Source organism: Ensifer sp. BR816, from assembly GCF_000378985.1.
Taxonomy (GTDB): domain Bacteria; phylum Pseudomonadota; class Alphaproteobacteria; order Rhizobiales; family Rhizobiaceae; genus Sinorhizobium.
In genome coordinates this window covers 1,265,742-1,283,598 of the sequence record NZ_KB905370.1, presented here as the reverse complement: position 1 = coordinate 1,283,598, position 17,857 = coordinate 1,265,742, and the positions used below count along the sequence as shown (strand labels likewise).

Genomic DNA, 17,857 nt, shown 5'->3' with positions numbered 1-17,857 from the left:
TCCAGATGCTTCTGATTTATTGCCCCTACTGCGAAGAAGAGCGCTCCGAGCTCGAATTCCGCAACGGCGGTGATGCCCACATCGCCCGCCCCACCAATATGGCCGACATCAGCGACGAAGAGTTCGAGGCCTATTTCTTCCTGCGCGACAATCCCAAGGGCGTAATCTTCGAGAGATGGCGCCACATCCACGGCTGCGGCCGCTTCTTCAACGCGGCGCGCGACACGGTCAGCGACCGGTTCCTGACGACCTACAAGGCCGGCGAGCCGAAGCCAAATCTCGACGCGGAGCCCGAAACGAGCGCGACGGTCGAAACCTACGAGGCCCTGGAAGGAGCAGCCCAATGAGCGGGGTCAATCGCATTTCCGGAGCGGGGCGCCTGACGCCGGCCCGCACCGCCAGGTTCACCTTCGACGGCCGCACGCTGACGGCGCTCGAGGGCGACACGGTCGCCTCGGCGCTGATCGCCAACGACATCCATCTCGTCGGCCGTTCGTTCAAATATCACCGCCCGCGCGGCATTCTTTCCGCGGGCGCCGAGGAGCCGAATGCGCTTCTTGATGTCTCGCGCGATGCGGCCCGCCGCCAGCCGAACGTGCGCGCCACCGTGCAGGAAGTCTTCGACGGCATGAAGGTCGCCTCGCAGAACCGCTGGCCGTCGCTCGCCTTCGATGTCGGCGGCTTCAACGATTTCCTGTCGCCCTTCTTCGCCGCCGGTTTCTACTACAAGACCTTCATGTGGCCGAAGGCGGCGTGGCACGCGCTCTACGAGCCCTTCATCCGCCGGGCAGCCGGCCTCGGCGTTGCACCGACCGAGCCCGATCCGGATCACTATGCCAGCCGCTATGCCCATTGCGACGTGCTGGTGGTTGGCGCCGGCGTCGCCGGTCTTGCGGCCGCACTGGCGGCTGCGAAGGCTGGCGCGAAGGTTATCCTGTGCGACGAACAGCCGGAAGTCGGCGGGGCGCTCCACTACGACTCCGGTACGGTCGTCGACGGCAAGCCCGGCTATGGGTGGGCGCAGGAGACCGGCAAGGCGCTTGCGGGCATGGACAACGTCACCGTGCTGACGCGCACGACGGCCTTCGGTTACTACAACCACAATTTCGTCGGACTGGTCGAGCGGGTGACCGACCATCTCGCCGCGCCGGACAAGGCGCTGCCGCGCGAGCGGCTCTGGCAGGTGCGCGCCAAGAAGGTCATCCTCGCCAACGGCGCGATCGAGCGCCACATGGTCTTTGCCAACAACGACCGGCCGGGCATCATGCTGGCATCGGCTGGCCGCGCCTATCTCAACCACTTCGGCGTCGCCGTCGGCAAGAACGTCGGCATCTACACGGCGCATGATTCCGCCTACGAGGCTGCCTTCGACCTCAAGAAGGCCGGCGTCGCGGTTGCCGTGATCGTCGATTGCCGCGAAAAGCCGGGTGAAGCGGTGCTGGAGAAGGCGAGACAGCTCGGCATCGAGGTGCTGACGGGGCACTCCGTCGTCAACACCACCGGCAAGCTTCGGATCGCTTCGATCAACGTCGCCCGCAATGGCGGCGGGGCGCGCAAGATCGCCGTCGATGCACTGTTGGTCTCGGCCGGCTGGACGCCGTCGGTGCACCTCTTCTCGCAGTCGCGCGGCAAGGTGAAGTTCGATGCGGAGACCGAGCGCTTCCTGCCCGGCACCTACGCTCAGGACTGCCTTTCGATTGGCGCCTGCAACGGCACCGACGATCTTCAGTCGACGATCGACGAGGCACTTGCCGCCGGCGAGCTGGCGGCACGCGCCGCCGGCGCCGAAGGTGGCACGCAGGTCGCGCTCACCGGTCAGAACGCCTTCGACTGGACGGGTGGCATGATCGGGGCGGCCGAAGGGGCGGGTCCGGATACGACCGTCAAGGCCTTCATCGACTTCCAGCACGACGTCTGCGCCAAGGACATTCGCCTTGCCGTGCGCGAGGGCATGCACTCGGTGGAGCACATCAAGCGCTTCACCACCAACGGCATGGCTTCCGACCAGGGCAAGCTTTCCAACATGCACGGGCTTGCGATCGCCGCGGAAGCGCTGGGCAAGGGGATTCCCGAGGTCGGACTGACGACCTTCCGCCAGCCCTACACGCCGATAACCTTCGGCGCGATCGTCAACCACTCGCGCGGCAGCCTCTTCGATCCGGCCCGCAAGACGCCGATGCATGCCTGGGAGGAGGCGCAGGGCGCCGAGTTCGAGGATGTCGGCAACTGGAAGCGCGCATGGTTCTATCCGAAGGCGGGCGAGAGCATGCATGAGGCGGTCGCCCGCGAGTGCAAGACGGTTCGCGACGTTGCAGGCGTGTTCGATGCCTCGACCCTCGGCAAGATCGAGGTGGTCGGCCCGGATGCGGCCCAGTTCCTGAACCTCATGTACACCAACGCCTGGGACAATCTGAAGCCTGGCCGCTGCCGCTACGGCATCATGCTGCGCGACGACGGCTTCGTCTATGACGACGGCGTCGTGGGCCGGCTGGCCGAGGATCGCTTCCATGTGACGACGACGACCGGCGGCGCGCCGCGCGTCCTCCAGCACATGGAAGACTATCTCCAGACGGAGTTCCCGCATCTCAAGGTGTGGCTGACCTCGACGACCGAGCAATGGGCCGTCATCGCCGTACAGGGGCCGAAGGCGCGCGAGATCATCGCGCCGCTCGTCGAGGGCATTGACCTCTCCAATGAGGCGCTTCCGCATATGAGCGTCGCCGAAGGAAAGATCTGCGGCGTACCGACACGGCTCTTCCGCATGTCGTTCACCGGTGAACTCGGCTTCGAGGTCAACGTGCCGGCGGATTACGGCCAGGCGGTCTGGGAGGCAATCTGGGCCCGGGCGGAACCGATGGGCGCCTGCGCCTACGGAACCGAGACGATGCACGTGCTGCGCGCCGAGAAGGGTTACATCATCGTCGGCCAGGACACCGACGGCACCCTCACGCCCCACGATGCCGGTGTTTCCTGGGCGGTGTCCAAGAAGAAGCCGGATTTCGTCGGCATTCGCGGCCTGAAGCGGCCCGACCTCGTCAAGGATGGCCGCAAGCAACTCGTCGGCCTGCTCACCAAGGATCCCAAGGTGGTGCTGGAAGAGGGTGCCCAGATCGTCGCCGACCCGAACGAACCGAAACCGATGACCATGCTCGGCCATGTGACCTCGTCCTACTGGTCGTCGAATTGCGGCCGCTCGATCGCGATGGCAGTTGTTGCCGGCGGCCAGGCGCGCCGCGGCCAGACGCTCTACGTGCCGATGGCCGACCGGACCATCGCGGTCGAGGTGAGCGACATGGTGTTCTTTGACAAGGAAGGAGGTCGCCTCCATGGCTGACCAGGCAATCGCAACCCGCAAAGTTCCGCTCGCCGGCCTCAGGGGCGGCTCGCACGCGGCGGTTCTCACGCCGGCAGCACCCGCTTCGCGGATCGCGCTGCGTGCCGGCAAAGACGCGGTTCCGGCGCTATCGGCCGCCCTCGGCGTCACGCTGCCGCAGCGGCCGAAGACGTCGGCTTCGACGGGCACGCGCCATGCGCTCTGGCTCGGTCCGGACGAGTGGCTGGTGATCGACGAGGACGGTGCCGACCTGATGGGCGCTGCCGCAACGAGCGGTAGCCTGCACTCGGCGGTCGATGTCTCCCACCGCAACACGGCGATCATCGTCAGTGGACCGGGCGCGGAAGTGGCGATCAACAGTGGCTGCCCGCAGGACCTGTCGCTGGCGCTTTTCCCGGTTGGCGCCTGCTCGCGCACGATTTTCGGCAAGGCGGAGATCGTTCTCCTCCGCACGGCGGAGGACACGTTCCGCCTCGAGTGCTGGCGGTCGTTCGCCCCCTTCGTCTTCGGCCTGCTTTCGGAAGGCGCTGAAGACGCGGTGCATTGAAAAGGCCGTTTCGGGAACTGGAAAAGCGGCAGAGCGATCTGCCGCTTTTTTCTTGCCTACTCCGGTACCTATAGTCAGGCGCTTGCCGGCCAGCCTTTCCACGCGACCCATCGGCCGTGGTAGTCGGCGCGGCCAATGAGGTGCTTTTCGCCGCCGGGCCATATCTGAAGCGACAATGCCGCTCCGGGCGTTTGGCCGTCTCCCTCCATCTGCAGCCGGGCCAGAGGCGCCTCGTCGGTCGCTGCCGCGCCAGCGGCCGAAATCAAGGTCTCACCTGCCTGCTGTGCGGTCGCCGGCAAGTATTGCCAGGCGATTGAGTGATAGATGACGTGCACGGCGCCCGGAAACCTCATTCAGAACGCGGCGCCCCACGGCGTTTTTCTCGTTCAAGTGCTCCGCAGCCAGCCGGCAGAGGCGCGCAGTGAATGGCGAGCCGAGCTGCTCGCAGGCTTTCGCCTGGTCGCGAAATGCGTTGCGGACGGCCTCGGCCGACCCGTCAGGCATCGGCCGGCCGGTCCTTCGGATCGAACTGGATGATCGTCTGCCATATTGCGGTCAGCGCCGGCTTGCGCTCGCCTTCGATCTCCACGGTCGCGTCATAGGTGATCATCAGCATGCCGGCGCCGCGGAAGCGGGCGTCGGCCATGGCGAAGCGACCGCGTACCCGTGCGCCGCTCTTGACCGGCGCCATGAAGCGCACCTTGTCGAAACCGTAATTGATGCCCATCGTCTGCTCGCGGATTTTCGGCAGGCAATTGTAGTTCATCGCCGAGAGCAGCGAGAGCGACAGGAATCCGTGCGCAATCGTGCCGCCGAAGGGCGTTTCGGCGGCCGCCCGTTCGGGATCGGTATGAATGAACTGGAAGTCGCCCGTCGCCTCGGCAAAATTGTCGATGGTCTTCTGGGTAACGGTGATCCAGTCGGATACGCCGATCTCTTTGCCGATCAGATCCTTGACTTCGGAAAGTGAAATGTCTTGCGGCATTTGATTGTCCTGAACCAGCGGCTTTCCTATCGATCTATAGGCCGGCACGGCAATTTCTAGCAAGTGGCGGTAAAACTTTAGAAAACCTCGACGAGAAAGGTTACCGATCGCGCCGGGGCAACGGCCGGCAGCGCCGCGCCTGAGAGGACATCGCGCCATTCGCCCTCGAGGCTCGGGGGCGGCATGAATGGATGCGAGGCATGGCTGCGGTTGATGACCACGGCAAGCCGCGTCGATCGCTGCTGTCGCCGGTCCTCGGTGGCGAGCACCATGACAAGGTTGTCGGTCGCCGGATGCTCCCAGTCCTCGACGGTCATCGGACGGCCGTCGAGCCGCAGCCAGGCGACGTCCCCCTGGCCGGTGAGGAAGGCCGTCTCGCCGAAGACGCCGAAGCGGCGGCGCATGGCCGAGAGCGCGGCGGTGTGGCCGAGGAGGTGCGGGTCGAGCGCCGCCCAATCGAGCCAGGTGATTGCATTGTCCTGCGCATAGGCATTGTTGTTGCCGTGCTGGCTGCGGCCGCCTTCGTCCCCTGCCGCAAGCATGATTGTTCCGCGCGAGGCGAACAGGCTGCCGGTAAGCGCCATGACGTCGCTCTGCCGTGCCGCCACAATCTCCGGATCCTCGGTCGGGCCTTCGACGCCGTTGTTCCACGAGTAATTCTCGTTATGGCCGTCGCGATTGCCTTCGCCGTTCTCCTCATTGTGCTTGCGCGCATAGGAGACGAGGTCGAAGAGCGTGAAGCCGTCATGGGCGGCGATGAAGTTGACGCTGCGCGTCGTCGTCTCACCCCAGCGCGAGAACGTATCGGAGGAGCCGGCAAGCGCCGTCGCAAACGCGCCGATGGCGTGCCGATCGCCGCGCCAATAGCGGCGAATGTCGTCGCGGGCGCGATCATTCCATTCGAGAAAGGCTTCCGGAAAATTGCCGAGCTGATAGCCGCCGGGGCCGGTATCCCAAGGCTCGGCGATCAGGACGCGGTCTGACAGCACCGGATCGGCGGCGATCGCCGCGAAGAGGGCGGCGTCGCGGTGAAAGCCGCCCATGTTCCGGCCGAGGATCGAGGCAAGGTCGAACCGGAATCCATCGACGCCGGCGGCAAGAACGAAATGGCGCAGGCTATCGACGATCAGCCTTTGGACCATCGGGTGATCGCAGGCAATCGTGTTGCCGCAGCCGGTGTCGTTGATGAGCTCTCCCGGCTGGTCGGTGACATGGCGGTAATAGGCGAGATTGTCGAGCCCGCGCATCGAGAGCGTAGTGCCGTAGCGGTCGCTCTCGCCCGAATGGTTGAAGACGAGATCGAGGATGACGCCGATGCCGGCCTTGTGCAGGGCGTCGACGGTCCTGCGCAATTCCTTGACGCCACCGGGTACAAGGCGCGGGTCGAGCGCCATCGGCGCGATCGGGTTGTAGCCCCAGCCGTTGTGGAGCCCGAGCCCCGGCAGATGCCGCTCGTCGATCCAGGCGACGATCGGCATCAGTTCGACGGCGGAGACGCCGAGGCGTCTCAGATGCTCGATGACGACCGGCTCGGCGAGGGCGGCCAGCGTGCCGCGTTTCTTTTCCGGAATGTCCGGATGAAGGATGGTGAACGGCTTGACCGCGACCTCATAGATAAGGCCGCCGGGCTGGAATAACGGCGGCTTCGGCTTGACTGCCTTGACGTCGGTCACGATCGCCTTCGGCACGAGGTCGGCAGTCTCCTCGCCGAAGACCGTCAGCCGCGGATCGTGGCGAAAGGGGCGGTCGAGTTCCACGGCATAGGGATCGACCAGCAGCTTGGTCGGATCGAACCACAGTCCGTGGTCAGGCGAGTAGACGCCCTCCGCACGGAAACCATAGCGGCTGCCGAGCGGCACGTCGGCAAGGGTGATGCTGTGCACGTCACCGTCGCGCATCATCGGCAGCCGGCACGTTTCCTTGTTGGCCGCTTTGTCGAACAGGCAAAGATCGATGCGGGCGGCATTGTGGGACCAGACGGAAAAGCACCTTCCGTCAGGTGTATGCGTCACGCCGAGGGGTGGAGTTCCGATCGTCGGCATGAGGGCGCGTTCCTTTGATAGTGGCTGCAGATGAGCTTGGGTTCTTCGGGCTACCCCCTCTGGCCTGCCGGCCATCTCCCCCACAAGGGGGGAGACGACTCGGGGCTTACCTCGTGCCTTACCGGAGCATTCCGCTTGTGGAAGCGTTTCGGTCGATGCGAGGGGCAGGCCGCACATATTCTCCCCCCTTGTGGGGGAGATGGCCGGCAGGCCAGAGGGGGTAGGCGGGGAAGAAAGGCGGGCCGCGCGTCGCGACCCTCGCCGTACTGTTCCTCAGGTAATCACGCTCGGTTCCTCGCGGCCGGTGCGCATCTTGATCTCGGCGATCTCGTCGGCAACGGCGATCAGGTCGGCCAGCGCTTCCTGCGTGTCGAGGTCGTGGCGGGCCGGGTCCGGCTCGTAGCGTTCGATATAGACACGCAGTGTCGCGCCGGACGTGCCGGTGCCCGACAGGCGGAAGACGACGCGCGAGCCGCCCTTGAAGAGGACGCGGATCCCCTGGTTCCGGCTCACCGACTGGTCGACCGGATCGTTGTAGGCGAAGTCATCGGCGGTCTCGACAGCGAGCGCGCCGAAGCTCTTGCCCGGCAGCCCGGCGAGCTTGTCGCGCAGCGCGGCGATCAGGCCGTTTGCCGCGTCGGCATCGACGCCCTCATAGTCATGGCGCGAATAATAGTTGCGGCCGTAGGTCGACCAGTGCTGGCGCACGATATCGAGCGCGCTTTCCTTGCGGACCGCGAGGATGTTCAGCCACAGCAACACCGCCCAGAGCCCGTCCTTTTCGCGTACGTGGTTGGAACCGGTGCCGGCGCTTTCCTCGCCGCAGATCGTCGCCAGGCCCTCGTCGAGCAGGTTGCCGAAGAATTTCCAGCCGGTCGGCGTCTCGTAGAGGCCGATGCCGAGCTTTTCGGCGACGCGGTCGGCGGCGCCGCTCGTCGGCATCGAGCGGGCGATGCCGGCCAGTCCCTTGGCGTAGCCGGGCGCCAGCTGCGCATTTGCGGCCAGGATCGCCAGGCTGTCGGACGGGGTGACGAAAATGCCCTTGCCGACGATCAGGTTGCGGTCGCCGTCGCCGTCGGAGGCGGCGCCGAAATCCGGCGCGTCGGGCGACATCATCGTCTCGTAGAGGGCACGCGCATGGACGAGGTTCGGGTCCGGATGATGGCCGCCGAAGTCCGGCAGCGGGATGAAGTTCATCACCGAACCCTTGGGCGCGCCGAGCCGCTTCTCGATGATCTCCTTGGCATAGGGTCCGGTGACGGCGCTCATCGCGTCGAAGACGACGCGGAAGCCGCCGGCAATCAGCTTGCGGATCGCCGCAAAGTCGAACAGGCTTTCCATCAGCTCGGCATAGTCCGCGACCGGGTCGATGACCGTCACCGTCATGTCGCCGATCTGGTGCGATCCCTCGACATCCAGATTGACGTCGGCGGCATTGGCGATCCGGTAGCTGTCGATCACCTTGGTGCGCTCGAAGATCGCATCCGTCACCTTTTCCGGCGCAGGGCCGCCATTGCCGACATTGTACTTGATGCCGAAGTCCTCGGTCGGGCCGCCGGGGTTGTGGCTCGCCGACAGCACGATGCCGCCGAAGGCCTTGTATTTGCGGATGACGTTCGAGGCGGCCGGGGTCGACAGGATGCCGCCGCGGCCGACGAGCACGCGGCCGAAACCGTTTGCCGCCGCCATCTTGATCGCCGTCTGGATGACCTCGCGGTTGTAGTAGCGGCCGTCGCCGCCGATCACCAGCGTCTCACCCGCGAAGCCTTCGAGCGAATCGAAAATGGACTGGATGAAGTTCTCGGCATAGTTCTTCTGCTGGAAGACCGGAACCTTCTTCCTGAGGCCCGAGGTGCCGGGCTTCTGGTCGCCATAGGGGTTGGTGGAGACAGTTTTTATCATCTGTGTTAGCCTTTCGCGAGAAGACCGGAATAGAGCAAAGCGTAGCGTTCCGCACTCTTGGCCCAGGAAACGTCGGACTTCATGCCCTGGTTCTGCAGGCGCGCCCACACTTTCGGCTCGCTATACGCATGCATGGCGCGCCGGATCGCAAGACGCAAGCCGTCGGCGTTGACGGGGCGGAACTGGAAGCCGGTGGCGACTCTGGCCGACAGCGCCGCCTCGTTGGCGTCGATCACCGTATCGTTCAGGCCGCCCGTGCGGGCAACGATCGGTATGCAGCCATAGCGCAGGCCGTAGAGCTGCGTCAGGCCGCAGGGCTCGAAGCGCGAGGGGATGAGGATCGCGTCCGAGCCCGCCTGCATGAGGTGCGACAGCGGCTCGTCATAGCCGGTCACCATGCCGATGCGGCCGCGATGGCGTGAGGCGGCCGCCATCAGCGCCCCCTCGAGCGCGCTGTCGCCGGAGCCGAGCACGATAAGCTTGCCGCCGAGCGTCACGATATCGTCGGCGACCTCGGCGAGCAGGTCCATGCCTTTTTGCCAGGTGAGCCGGCTGATGACGCAAAAGATCGGGCCGGGGTTGCCGTCCAGGCCGAAACGCTCCTCCAGCGCCTTGCGGTTGGCCGCCCGCTGCTTGATCGCGGTGGGACCATAGTTTCGCGCGATGTGAGGATCCTTCTCAGGATTCCAGGTGTCGACATCGATGCCGTTGACGATGCCGGTCAGGTCAAGGGCGCGGCTTGCCAGGAGCCCCTCCATCCCCATGCCGAACTCCGGCGTCAGGATTTCGTGCGCATAGGAAGGGCTCACCGTGGTGATCGCCGTCGCCGTCTGCAGGCCGCCCTTCAGAAACCCGACATCGCCGTAATATTCGACGAACGGCATCGAGAAGGCCTCGGGCGGCAAAGAGAGCTCGGCAAAGACGGACGGCCCGAACTGGCCCTGAAAGGCGATGTTGTGGATCGTCAGCACGGTCGGCGTGTTGCGCGCCGAGCCGAAGCGCATATAGACCGGCGTCAGCGCCGCCTGCCAGTCGTGAACATGGACGAGGTCCGGCTTCCAGCCGGCAACGACGTCGTCGCCGGCAATTTCGGCGGCGGCGAGCGACAGGGCGGCGAAGCGGCGGAAATTGTCCGCATAGTCGCGCCCGGTCGGGTCGAGATAGGGGCCGCCGTCGCGGTCGTAGAGCGCCGGTTGGTCGAGAACGAGCAGGTCCAGTCCGTCGAATTCGGCCGCCAGCACGGTCGCCGGGTGGCCGAACAGGTTGTCGATGCCGCCGACGGCCTTCTTCTTCTTGAGCTTGTGAAGCACGGCCGGATAGCCGGGCACGAGGGTACGGGTGCGGATGCCGTGGGGAAGAAGCGCCGCCGGAAGCGCGCCGACGACATCGGCGAGCCCTCCGGTCTTGACCAGCGGGTAGACCTCGGACGCAACGGAGAGGATGTTCATACGCGGCGGACCTACATTCCCAGCTTGTCGATCATCGTTTGGGTGATCAGGCAGACGCCGTTCTCACTCCGGCGGAAGCGCTTGGCGTCAAGCTCCGGATCATCGCCGACGATCAACCCTTCCGGGATGACCACCCGGCTGTCGATGACGACATTGCGCAGGATCGAATGTCGCCCGACCGTCACGTCGGGGAGAACTACGGCATTTTCGAGTCGGGAGTATGAATTGACGCGGACGCCGGTGAACAACAGGCTCTTGTTGAGCGTCGCGCCGGAGATGATGCAATCGCCCGAGACGAGCGACGAGGTCGCCGAGCCGCGGCGATTGTCGTCGTCATGGACGAATTTCGCCGGCGGCTTGATTTCGGAGAAGGTCCAGATCGGCCAGGTGCTGTCGTAGATGTCGAGCTCGGGCGTGATATGGGTGAGGTCGATATTGGCCTGCCAATAGGCGTCGATGGTGCCGACGTCGCGCCAATAGGCCTCGCGCTCGAAGTCGGAACGGACGCAGGAGTGGGTGAAGCGGTGCGCAACCGCCTTACCGTGCTCGACGATATAGGGAATGATGTCCTTGCCGAAGTCGCGGCTCGACTTCGGATCGGCCGCGTCCCGCCGCAGCATGTCCATCAGGAACTTGGTGTGGAAGACGTAGATGCCCATCGACGCCAGCGCCATCTCCGGGTTGCCCGGAATGCCGGGCGGATCGGCCGGCTTCTCGACGAAGGCGATGATCCGGTCCTCGTTGTCGACATGCATGACGCCGAAGCCGGTCGCCTCCATGCGCGGCACTTCCAGGCAGCCGATCGTCACGTCGGCGCCGGAATCGACGTGCTGCTGCAGCATCAGCTCGTAGTCCATCTTGTAGATGTGGTCGCCGGCGAGGATGACCATGTATTCGACGCCGTGATCCTCGATGATGTCGATGTTCTGGAAGACCGCGTCGGCGGTACCTTCGTACCATTGCGTCTCGGAGACGCGCTGGCTCGCCGGCAGGATGTCGAAGCTCTCGTTGCGCTCGGGGCGGAAGAAGTTCCAGCCGCGCTGCAGGTGGCGGATCAGCGAATGGGCCTTGTATTGCGTCGCCACGCCGATGCGGCGGATACCGGAATTCAGCGCATTGGAGAGCGCGAAATCGATGATGCGCGCCTTGCCGCCGAAATAGACGGCCGGCTTGGCGCGCCGGTCGGTCAGTTCCTTCAGTCGGCTGCCGCGGCCGCCGGCGAGAACATAGGCCATGGCATCACGGGCCAGAGGTTGCGTACGTTTTTCCACCACTTGTCCTCCCCAAGATCAGCTCTTCGAGGACCGCCCGGCGGCTTTCAGCGACGCCTCGCGGGCCCCATCATTTCTTCCTGCCCGTCCGCCGGCGGTGCCGGCAGGACCTGCTCCTCATTCCTGCTCCAGCATCAGTGTCGCCAGCGGCGGCAGCGTGATGGTGGCCATCGTCCTTCCGTTCGGTTTCTTTTCCGCCTGTACGGCGCCGCCGTTGCCCTTGCCGCTTCCTCCATAGATTTCCGCGTCGGTGTTGAGGATTTCCTTCCAGCGTCCCGCGACCGGCAGCGGTACGTCGTAGCTCTCGCGGTAGACGGGCGTGTAGTTGGTGACGACGGCGATCAGCTTCTCGCCCGGCGCCTTTCTCAGCCACGCGAAGACCGAATTGTCCCGATCATCGGCAATCAGCCACTCGAAGCCCTCGCCCTCGCAGTCGCGCGCGTGCAGCGCCGCCTTCGAGCGATAGGTGCCGTTCAGGTCTCGGACCAGCCGCCGCATGCCTTGGTGAAGATTGTATTCCAGCAGGTTCCAGTCGAGCTGGCGCTCCTCCGACCACTCCCGCCATTGGGCGAACTCCTGCCCCATGAACAGCAGCTTCTTGCCCGGATAGCCCCACATGAAGGCGTAATAGGCCCTGAGATTGGCGAATTTCTGCCAGTCGTCGCCGGTCATCTTGGCGATCAGCGATCCCTTGCCGTGCACCACTTCGTCATGCGACAGCGGCAGGACGAAATTCTCACTGAAGGCATAGAGCAGCCCGAAGGTCATGTCGTTGTGGTGGAACTTGCGGTGCACCGGCTCGCGCGACAGATATTGCAGCGTGTCGTGCATGAAGCCCATGTTCCATTTGAAGCCGAAGCCGAGCCCGCCGGTGTGGACCGGATGCGACACCTTCGGCCAGGAGGTCGATTCCTCGGCAATCGTCAACACGCCCTGATGAATGCCGTAGAGGCGGCTGTTCATCGTTTGCAGGAAGCGAACCGCCTCGAGATTTTCATTGCCGCCGTATTCGTTCGGCACCCATTCGCCATGCTTGCGCGAATAGTCGAGATAGAGCATCGACGCGACCGCATCGACGCGCAGGCCGTCGACATGGAACTTCTCGGCCCAGTAGAGGGCGTTGTTGACGAGATAGGAGAGCACCTCCTCACGGCCGAAATTGTAGATCGCCGTGTTCCAATCGGGATGGAAGCCCTGGCGCGGGTCTTCGTGCTCGTAGAGCGCCGTGCCGTCGAACCAGCGAAGCCCGTGCTCGTCGGTCGGAAAATGCGCCGGCACCCAGTCGAGGATGACGCCGATGCCGACCTTGTGGCAACCATTGACGAAGCGGGCAAAGCCCTCCGGTTCGCCGAAGCGCGCGGTCGGCGCGAAAAGCCCGGTGGTCTGGTAGCCCCAGGATGGATCGTAGGGAAATTCGGAGATCGGCAAGAATTCGATATGGGTGAAGCCCATGTCGGCGCAATAGGGGATCAGCCGCTCGGCTAGCTCGTCCCAGGAGAGCATGTCGCCATTGTCACGACGCTGCCACGAGCCGGCATGGACCTCGTAGATGGAAATCGGCTGCCGGCGCGGATCGACCTCTTCCCAATGCTGCCGGTGCGCCTCGTCCTCCCAGACCTGGGCGATTTCGCCCGCTGTCACCGATGCCGTGTCGGGGCGGAGCTCCGATCGCCTTGCGAAAGGATCGGCCTTCAGTGGCAGCAGCGTACCGTCCTTGCCGAGAATCTCGTATTTGTAGGGGGCGCCGGCCGGGACGCCGGGGATGAAGATCTCCCAGATGCCGGTGTCGGCCCGCAGCCGCATGACGTGCCGGCGGCCGTCCCAATCGTTGAAGCTGCCGACGACCGACACGCGCCGCGCGTTCGGCGCCCAGACGGCGAAGTGAAAGCCTTCGGCGCCGTCATGCGCGATCGGGTGGGCGCCCATCCTGTCGAACAGCCTCAGATGCGAGCCTTCGCGGATGTAGTAGTCGTCCATCGGGCCGAGGACCGGACCGAAACTGTAGGGATCGACGACGATCCACTCGCCGCCCTCGTTGCGGGCTCGGTAGCGGACCGGCTGCGCCTTGCGCAGCGCGATGGGGCCTTCGAAAAAACCGGCGTCGTTGCGCCGTTCGAGCGTGCCGATTTCCGCGCCGGAAAGGGCTTCTGCGACCACCTGCTCCGCGCCGGGGATGAAACAACGGGCAAAATAGCCCTTGCCGGAAGCGTGCACGCCGAGAACGGCAAAGGGGTCGCCATGGGTGCCGGAAAGTATTGCCTCGATCTCCTGCGCCGGCAGGAAGCCTGACGCAGCGGGCGTTTCGTCCTTGCCGGGCGGTGACGTCATCCAGCTCTCCAGATTTCACCGGCATACTGCCGGATCGTGCGATCGGACGAGAACCAGCCCATGCGCGCGGTGTTGCGGATCGTCTTCGAATACCAGTCGGACGGGGCGGTCCAGAGCTTGTCGACCTCGCGCTGCGCCCTGGCATAGGCTTCGAAATCGGCAGCGACCATGAACCAGTCATGGTTGTAGATGCCCTCGACGAGGCCGGCGAAGCGGTTGCGATCGTCCGGGGAGAATACGCCGGAGGCGATCGCCGAGAGCGCCTGCGACAGCTCGCGCGACCCTTCGATGACGGCCCGTGGGTTGTGTCCCTCGGCCCGCGCCTTCGCCACCTCCTCGGCGGTCATGCCGAAAATCTTGATGTTTTCCTCGCCGACCCAGTCGCGCATCTCGACATTGGCGCCGTCGAGCGTACCGATGGTCAGCGCGCCGTTCAGCGCGAACTTCATGTTGCCGGTGCCCGACGCCTCCATGCCGGCCGTCGAGATCTGCTCGGAGAGGTCGGCGGCCGGAACCATGACCTCGGCGAGCGAGACGTTGTAGTTGGGTATGAAGACGATTTTCAGCAGGCCGCGCACCGCCGGGTCGTTGTTGATGACGCGGGCGACATCATTGGCAAGCTTGATGATCAGCTTGGCGTTGTGATAGCTCGGCGCCGCCTTGCCGGCGAAGAGCTTGACGCGCGGCACCCAGTCGAGTTCCGGATGCGAGCGGATCTGGTCGTAGAGCGCCACCGCCTCAATGATGTTCAGCAGCTGGCGCTTGTATTCGTGGATGCGCTTGATCTGGATGTCGAACATTGCCGAAGGATCGAGCCGGATCCCGAGGGTTGCCTGGACCAGCTTCGCCAGCCTAACCTTGTTTGCGCGCTTGACGGCGGCGAAGTTTTCCTGGAAGTCCGCCTTGTCGGCAAAGGCGTCGAGCGCCTGCAGCGCTTCGGTATTGTCGACGAACTCGTCACCGATCGCTTCGCGGATCAGCCCGAAAAGGCCGGGATTGCACTGCATCAGCCAGCGGCGCGGCGCTATGCCGTTGGTCTTGTTGTTGATGCGGTCCGGGTAAAGGCGGTGCAGATTGGCAAACACCGTCTCCTTCATCAGCTCCGTGTGCAGCGCCGAGACGCCGTTGATCGAATGCGAGCCGACAAAGGCGAGATTGCCCATGCGCACCCGACGCTCTCCCGTTTCGTCAATGAGCGAGATGCTGCGGATTTCCTCGTCGGCCGCATGCTTCTGCCTGCGCGCCTCGATGAGAACCTTCGCATTGATCGCGTAGACGATCTGCATGTGGCGGGGCAACAGCCGCTCGAAGAGCGGCACCGGCCAGCTTTCGAGCGCTTCCGGCAGCAGCGTGTGGTTGGTGTAGGCGAAGGTCCGCCGGGTAATATCCCAGGCCTCTTCGAAACCGAGCCCATGGATGTCGGTCAGCAGGCGTATCAGTTCGGCGACGGACACTGCCGGATGGGTGTCGTTGAGCTGGATGGCGACCGCGTCCGGCAGCGACGTGAAGTCGGGATATTGCTGCAGATGCCGGCGCAGGATGTCCTGCAGCGAGGCGGAGGAGAAGAAATATTCCTGCCGAAGGCGCAATTCCTGACCCGACGGCGTAGCGTCGGCCGGGTAAAGCACGCGTGTCAGCGACTCTGCCTTGTTGCTTTCGCGCAGCGCCCCGATGTGGTCGCCGGCATTGAAGGCGTCGAGCAGGATCGGATCGATCGGCTGGGCGCCCCAGAGCCGCAAGGTGTTCACGCGTTTCGCCCGCCAGCCGACGGCCGGCGTGTCGAAGGCCGTGGCGATCACCCGTTCCGCCGGCTTCCAGACGTAGCGCTGAACCTCTTCGTCGATATTGACCGTCTCGACGCTGCCGCCGAAACCGATTTCATAGGAGCTCTCGCGCCGCTCGAATTCCCAGGGATTGCCATGGGCCAGCCAGGTTTCGGGCAGTTCCACCTGCCAGCCGTCGGCCATCTGCTGTCGGAACATGCCGTTCGCATAACGAATGCCGTAGCCATAGGCGGGGACGTCGACGGTCGCCATCGATTCCATGAAACAGGCGGCGAGGCGCCCGAGACCGCCATTGCCGAGGGCGGCGTCTGGCTCGAGTTGGGCGATCACGTCGATATCGACGCCCAGCGAGGCAAGCGCGTCACGCATCTCGTCCATCAGGCCGATATTCGTCATGGCGTCGCGCATCAGGCGACCGATGAGAAATTCCAGTGAGAGGTAGTAGACCCGCTTCGCCCCGGTTGCATAGGTCTTGCGCGTCGACTCCATCCACTTGTCGGTGATGCGGTCGCGGGCAACCAGGATGGCGGCGGTCAGCCAATCATGCGGCTTTGCGACCTTGGGATCCTTGCCGATGCGGTATTTGAGGCGCTCGAGAATCTCGACGGCGAGCTGGCCCGGTTCGGAGGATCTCAGTGCCGGCTGCGGCAGTTCGTTGGTGGAGAGCCGATTCATCATGAGAACTGTCAAACCCTTGTTGCACTTCAGGAAACCGTGAGCCGAACCGGCCGCGAAAAGGCATTTATGCATCGATCCGAAGCGCTTGCAACAGGTGTTTTTAAATGGATTAGAAAACTCCGATGGTAGGCGTGGATGCACTTAGGCTGCTATTTCAATAGTTTCGCAGAAAGAAAAATGCCGTCCGGCAAAGGCCGAACGGCATGGCAAAACTCACGGAGAGCGACGTTTACGGGCGGAGCGACCGAAGATCGCAAAGCTCTCCCGGCTCAGATCATTTCGTGAGGCGGGAAACCATCGCCGAGGCGCGCTCGCCGATCGCCTTGAAGGCCGCGACGAGGTCTGCGGTTTCCTCGGCCTCGAAATAATACGAGGACGACGTGGCACAGTATTTCAGCAACTCCTGGCCGCGCTGCGGGGCCATGAACGCGACGCTGTAGATCTCGACCTTGTTGGCCTTGGCGGTGTCGCACCATTGCTTGGTAACCGTATCGTCATTGGCGTAGTTGTTCTCGCCATCGGTCATGAAGACGATGTATTTCGTCGGCACCTGGCCGTTCTTGGCGGCGTGCGCGGTGTTTTCCGTGTCCGCGATGACCTTTTGGTAGGCCGTCTTGAAGGCGCTGCCTGATGCGGTGCCGCCGGTTGCGACCAGCGCATTGACGTAGGCCGCGGCCCCGGTCGTTCCCCAGGCGAGTGTACCTGCCGCATCCTGCGAAGCGTTGTAGGAGACCGCGGCGGTACGGACATAGATCTGATCTGGGTCCGCGACCAGCAACTGCGCCAGCAGGTCGCTGACGGCAGTCTTCAGCGCGTCGATCTTGGTGACGTAGCAGGGGCTGCTCGCCCTCAGATAGGGGTACCTGCTCCAGTTGGACTCGGTATAGTTGGGGCAGCTCGTCTTTGCCGTGTTGATGGTGTTCGTCTTCCATGCCATCGAGCCGGACCGATCGAGGACGAGAAACATCGACAGCGCGTTCTTGGTCTCGGTGGCGCTTTCGGCCGTGGAGCTGGCCTCCAGCTCGATCGAGTCCGTGCCGAGCAGGCGCGTCATGGCGTTGAAGTCGATGACGCGCTTGTTGGTCACGGTGACCTGGAAGATCTTTCCCTTGGCACCGTTCGGCGTTTCCGTGATGTTCACCGCAAGCGTGTTGACGTCGTCCCAGTCGGGTGTCGACGATGCGGCTTCGGAGGGAGTTCCCTCTCCGCTTTCGGCCGGATCATCGGGCGATGTCGTGCCGCCGCCCTGGGTCCTCAGGAACTTGCGGGCGATCTCCTTGGCGGCGGCGATATCCGGCTGTTCATCCGAGACAAGCGCGGACGCCGCCGCAAGTGCGGCCGCGTCGGTCGCATCCTGGAGCTGGTTCTTCGTCATCAGCATGTTGGCCATGTCGATCGAAACGCCGCCGGCTGCGAGAAGCAGCGGCGCCGCGACCGCCGTCATCATTCCAAAATTCCCGCCCCGGTCCTTGAGCATCGTGATGAAGGACCGGCCGATCATGGACCGTCTTCCCATACTTGTGCACCCCCACACGTTG

12 protein-coding genes and 1 pseudogene are annotated in these 17,857 nt (G+C 64.3%); 3 read left to right on the top strand and 10 right to left on the bottom strand.

All coding sequences use genetic code 11. From position 1 onward, the window contains the following. The first annotated feature begins 5 nt into the window (after window positions 1-5). From RHIBR816_RS0106160 to soxG, 3 genes are read left to right on the top strand one after another with little or no spacing between them, the layout of a single operon-like run. Complete coding sequence (locus RHIBR816_RS0106160; protein ID WP_018235661.1) at window positions 6-347, top strand: sarcosine oxidase subunit delta; 342 nt, start codon at window positions 6-8, stop codon at window positions 345-347. Beyond that, window positions 344-3,334, top strand: coding sequence for a sarcosine oxidase subunit alpha (locus RHIBR816_RS0106155; protein ID WP_018235660.1), 2,991 nt, complete (start codon window positions 344-346; stop codon window positions 3,332-3,334). The genes RHIBR816_RS0106160 and RHIBR816_RS0106155 overlap by 4 nt, the downstream gene beginning before the upstream one ends. Then, window positions 3,327-3,881, top strand: a complete 555-nt coding sequence (gene soxG / locus RHIBR816_RS0106150; protein ID WP_018235659.1) for a sarcosine oxidase subunit gamma family protein — start codon at window positions 3,327-3,329, stop codon at window positions 3,879-3,881. The genes RHIBR816_RS0106155 and soxG overlap by 8 nt, the downstream gene beginning before the upstream one ends. Before the next feature lie 74 nt (window positions 3,882-3,955). On the opposite strand, the pseudogene RHIBR816_RS33745 reads toward soxG, so the two are convergent. The 10 genes and pseudogenes from RHIBR816_RS33745 to RHIBR816_RS0106105 form a co-directional block, all read right to left on the bottom strand. Then, window positions 3,956-4,228, bottom strand: a pseudogene (locus tag RHIBR816_RS33745) (DUF2332 family protein); the annotation flags it as partial. Next, a complete protein-coding gene (locus RHIBR816_RS37425; protein ID WP_157628145.1) occupies window positions 4,152-4,385 on the bottom strand; it encodes a DUF2332 family protein in 234 nt (77 codons plus the stop codon). The pseudogene RHIBR816_RS33745 and the gene RHIBR816_RS37425, both read right to left, overlap by 77 nt. Continuing rightward, a complete protein-coding gene (locus tag RHIBR816_RS0106140) occupies window positions 4,378-4,866 on the bottom strand; it encodes a MaoC family dehydratase (RefSeq protein ID WP_018235657.1) in 489 nt (162 codons plus the stop codon). The genes RHIBR816_RS37425 and RHIBR816_RS0106140 overlap by 8 nt, the downstream gene beginning before the upstream one ends. A 77-nt stretch (window positions 4,867-4,943) precedes the next feature. Further along, complete coding sequence (gene glgX, locus RHIBR816_RS0106135; protein WP_018235656.1) at window positions 4,944-6,908, bottom strand: glycogen debranching protein GlgX; 1,965 nt, start codon at window positions 6,906-6,908, stop codon at window positions 4,944-4,946. 273 nt (window positions 6,909-7,181) lie between these two features. Next, window positions 7,182-8,810: an alpha-D-glucose phosphate-specific phosphoglucomutase gene (locus RHIBR816_RS0106130; protein ID WP_018235655.1), complete on the bottom strand. Its 1,629-nt coding sequence runs from the start codon at window positions 8,808-8,810 to the stop codon at window positions 7,182-7,184. Window positions 8,811-8,815: 5 nt separating this feature from the next. Beyond that, complete coding sequence (glgA, locus tag RHIBR816_RS0106125) at window positions 8,816-10,258, bottom strand: glycogen synthase GlgA (RefSeq protein WP_018235654.1); 1,443 nt, start codon at window positions 10,256-10,258, stop codon at window positions 8,816-8,818. A gap of 11 nt (window positions 10,259-10,269) precedes the next feature. Further along, on the bottom strand, window positions 10,270-11,532 hold the full coding sequence (gene glgC, locus RHIBR816_RS0106120) for a glucose-1-phosphate adenylyltransferase (RefSeq protein WP_026186697.1): 1,263 nt from the start codon (window positions 11,530-11,532) through the stop codon (window positions 10,270-10,272). A gap of 114 nt (window positions 11,533-11,646) precedes the next feature. Continuing rightward, window positions 11,647-13,857 carry a 1,4-alpha-glucan branching protein GlgB gene (gene glgB, locus RHIBR816_RS0106115; protein ID WP_018235652.1) on the bottom strand — a complete coding sequence of 737 codons (2,211 nt, stop codon included), beginning with the start codon at window positions 13,855-13,857 and terminating at the stop codon, window positions 11,647-11,649. Then, window positions 13,854-16,319 (bottom strand): glycogen/starch/alpha-glucan phosphorylase, encoded by a 2,466-nt coding sequence (locus RHIBR816_RS0106110; protein ID WP_084811234.1) that lies wholly within the window; start codon window positions 16,317-16,319, stop codon window positions 13,854-13,856. The genes glgB and RHIBR816_RS0106110 overlap by 4 nt, the downstream gene beginning before the upstream one ends. Before the next feature lie 274 nt (window positions 16,320-16,593). Further along, on the bottom strand, window positions 16,594-17,835 hold the full coding sequence (locus RHIBR816_RS0106105) for a VWA domain-containing protein (RefSeq protein WP_034815011.1): 1,242 nt from the start codon (window positions 17,833-17,835) through the stop codon (window positions 16,594-16,596). Between the last annotated feature and the right edge of the window lie 22 nt (window positions 17,836-17,857).